The organism is Streptomyces sp. WAC05292 (assembly GCF_003949955.1).
Lineage (GTDB): Bacteria > Actinomycetota > Actinomycetes > Streptomycetales > Streptomycetaceae > Streptomyces > Streptomyces globosus.
Window position 1 is genome coordinate 1 of record NZ_RPSE01000516.1, and the last position, 3,559, is coordinate 3,559.

General features: G+C 76.8%; 2 protein-coding genes. One reads left to right on the forward strand and one right to left on the reverse strand.

Features of this window, described 5'->3' with window-relative positions:
* Positions 1 to 16: 16 nt before the first annotated feature.
* Positions 17 to 1,222 carry a cytochrome P450 gene (locus EF903_RS30260; protein WP_125548184.1) on the forward strand — a complete coding sequence of 402 codons (1,206 nt, stop codon included), beginning with the start codon at positions 17 to 19 and terminating at the stop codon, positions 1,220 to 1,222.
* Positions 1,223 to 1,793: 571 nt separating this feature from the next.
* Here EF903_RS30260 and EF903_RS30270 read toward each other — a convergent pair.
* Positions 1,794 to 3,539, reverse strand: coding sequence for an ABC transporter ATP-binding protein (locus tag EF903_RS30270; protein ID WP_260616130.1), 1,746 nt, complete (start codon positions 3,537 to 3,539; stop codon positions 1,794 to 1,796).
* Positions 3,540 to 3,559 lie beyond the last annotated feature (20 nt).

A 3,559-nucleotide genomic window follows, 5' to 3' on the forward strand; every position in this document is an offset into this window, starting at 1 on the left:
GGGCGGGGGGCGCCTCGTGAGCGGCGGCGCGGGCGTTCCCGACCACCCCACCGCCCGCGACCGGGACCGCCCGTTCGACCCGCCGCCGGAGCTCGCGGCGCTCCGCGCCCGCGGCCCGGTCAGCCGCCTGCGCTACCCCGACGGCCACCTCGGATGGCTCGTCACCGGGCACGAGGCGGCCCGCCGGGTCCTCGCCGACCCCCGCTTCAGCGCGCGCTCGGAGCTCAAGCGCGTGCCGGTGGCCCGGCCGGGAACGGACCCGTTCTACGGCAGCCCCGCCCTGCCGGGCTGGCTCGTCGACATGGACGCGCCGCAGCACACGCGGCTGCGCCGGCAGCTGATGGGCTGGTTCACCGCCCGCCGTACGCGGGCCCTGGCGCCCCGCATCGAGCGGATCGTCGGGGACCACCTGGAGGCGATGGCCGCCCTCGGCGGCCGGGCCGACCTCGTCGAGGCGTTCGCGCTGCCCGTCCCCTCCCTGGTGATCTGCGAGCTGCTCGGCGTGCCGTACGGCGAGCGGGCCTCCTTCCAGCGCAACAGCGCCACCCTGTTCCGGATCGACGCGACCGCCGCCGAGGCCGCGGCGGCGATGGCCGAACTGGACGCGTTCCTCACGGAGCTGGCCCGGCACCGGCGCCGGGCGCCCGGCGAGGACCTGCTGAGCGCGCTCGCCGCCGGGGGCGATCTGTCCACCGCGGAGGTCGCCGGCGTGGGCGCCCTGCTGCTGTCGGCGGGGCACGAGACGACCGCCGGCTCCCTCGGGCTCGGCACGTTCGCGCTGCTCTGCCACCCGGGCGAGGCGGCCCGGCTCGCGGACGACCCGTCGCTCGCCGGGAACGCGGTGGAGGAGCTGCTGCGCTACCTGACCATCTTCCACTTCGGGGTGCCCCGCTCCCCGCTGGAGGACGTCGTCCTGGAGGGGCGCACGCTGCGCGCCGGGGAGTCCGTCACGGTCTCGCTGTCCGCCGCGAACCGCGACCCGGCGCGCTTCGCCGACCCCGACCGCCTCGACCTCGCCCGCCCCGCCTCCGGACACCTGGCGTTCGGCCACGGGGCGCACCAGTGCATCGGCCAGCACCTGGCCCGCACGGAGATGCGGATCGCGTTCCCGGCGCTGCTCGCCCGCTTCCCCGGGTTGAAGCTGTCCGTGCCGCCGTCGGAGGTGCCGCTGGGGGAGGACATGGGCTTCTACGGGGTGCACCGGCTGCCCGTGGCGTGGTGAGGCGACCGAGCCCGTCGGCGCCGCGCCGCACCGCGCCGGGGCCCGCGTCAGGCGTCGATGCGCACCCGGGTACGGCCGGCGCGGAGCCACAGGGTGCCGCCGCTGCCCTGACCGCAGTGCTTGACCACCCGCCCACGCCGCGACGCCCCGGGTGTTCCAGCCCGCAAGGCCGGCCGCGGACTCCGGGTGGCCACCGTGCATGCCCTCGTCGCCGTAGGCGGTCCAGATGCCCCCGCTGCGGTCGGTGACCAGGGCCGGGATGTCGTCGCCGAGGCAGGGCACCCTCCGGCGGGCCCTCGGGGGAGTACACGACGGCGTTCTCCCCGCCATGCTCCCCTCCGCGTCCCGGAGGGTACGGCCCGACGCCACGCCATCCGATCCACCCGCGGAGGTACTTGTCGCCGCTCAGGTACCGGCGGTGGACCGGCATCACGGCGAGTTCGCCGTCCGGTCCCACGGTCCACCACAGCGCACGCCGTCCCGCCTCGGCGTCCTGGGGAGGCAGCCGCCACGCGACGGGCAGCTCGTCGATCGCCATGGGGATCCACCTTCGGGACTCCGGGAGCCTGGATCAGCCGTGCCAGGACTTCCACAGGCGGGCGTACGCCCCGCCGCGGGCCACCAGTTCGTCGTGGCTGCCGGTCTCGGTGATGCGGCCGTCCTCCAGGACGACCACGCGGTCGGCGTCGTGGGCGGTGTGGAGGCGGTGGGCGATGGAGACGACCGTGCCGGCGAGGAGCCCGGCCAGGGAGCGTTCCACCGTGCGCGCGGTGTGCGGGTCGAGGAGGGCGGTCGCCTCGTCGAAGACGACGACCGGCGGGTCGAGCAGCAGCAGCCGGGCCAGGGCCAGCTGCTGGGCGCGGGGCGGGGGGAGTTCGGCCGCGCCGGAGCCGACCTCGTGGTCCAGGCCCAGCGCCGACGCCCACTCCCAGGCTGCGACGGCCCGCAGGGCGCGCTCCAGGTCCGCGGGGGTCGCGTCGGGGCGGGCGACGAGCAGGTTGTCGGCGAGGGTGCCGCGGAAGACGTGGTACTCCTGGGTGACGAGGATGACGCCGCGGCGCAGTTCGTCAGGCGGCAGATCGGTCAGGGGGACGCCGCCCAGGCGGACGGTGCCCCGGCCGGGGGTGTCGATCCCGGCGAGGAGGCGGCCGAGGGTGGATTTGCCGGCGCCGGAGGGGCCCACGACGGCCAGCCGCTCGCCGGGCCGTACGTGCAGGTCGACGCCGCGGAGGCTCTCCTGCCGCTCCCGGTAGGCGAAGTGGACGCCCTGGACGTCGATCGCGGCGTCGCGGGGGGCGCCGGGTCGCGGGGCGTCGTCCGGGGCGGCGGCGGTGGCCGGGGCGGCCGCCGGCGGGGCGGCGGCGTGGCGGACGCCGAGGATGCGGGCCATGGAGGCGCCGCCGACCTGGAGTTCGTCCATCCAGTACAGCATGGTGTCGACGGGCCCGATCACCTGCTGGACGTACAGGGTGGCGGCGGTGACGGCGGCCAGGCCGACCATCCCCTCGATGTACATGAGCCCGCCGATGACCAGGGTGGCGGCCACGGGGAGGATGTAGCCGGTGTCGGCGATCGGCAGGTAGGTGCTGCGCAGGTTCAGGGTGTGCCGCTCGGCCGCGTACGAGGCGGCGATGTCCGCGTCGGTGCGGCGCCGGCGGCGCCCCTGGAGCCGGAGCGCCTCCACCGTGGGGGCGCCGGCGACGGTCTCGCCGAGGGTGTCGGTGAGGCGCGCGTACGCGGAGTTGGAGCGCAGGTAGCCGGTCCGGGCCCGCCGCAGGTACCAGCGGGTCGACAGCCACAGCACGGGGACGGCGACCAGGCAGGGCAGTACCAGCAGCGGATCGGTGAGGAAGACGGCGCCGATGGTCAGGGCGATGGTGGTGCCCGCCACGAGGGTGTCGGGGACGGCCCGCTGCACGGTGAGGGCGAGGACGTCGACGTCCCGGGTGGTGCGGGTGACCAGCTCGCCGGTGCCGGCCCGCTCCACGACGGGGGTGGGCAGGGCCAGCACCCGGTCGACGAACTCCTCGCGCAGCTCGGCCAGTACGGTCTCGCCGAGGCGGAGGGAGGCCAGCCGGGCGAAGCGGGTGAACACCGCCTGGAGGACGACCGCGGCGCACAGGGCGAGGGCGACCGGGGTGACGGCGAGCGAGCCGTGCGCGGCGTCCTCGACGATCCGGCCGAGGAGCTGGGGTGCGGCCAGCGCGGCGGCGCAGGCCAGTGCGTGCAGGGCGAGGGAGGCCGCCAGGGGGCCGCGGTGCCGGAGCATGGTCCGCCGGGCGTGCGCGCGGACCTCCCGGGGGGAGGCGACCGGCAGCCGGTCGCCTCCCCCCGGGA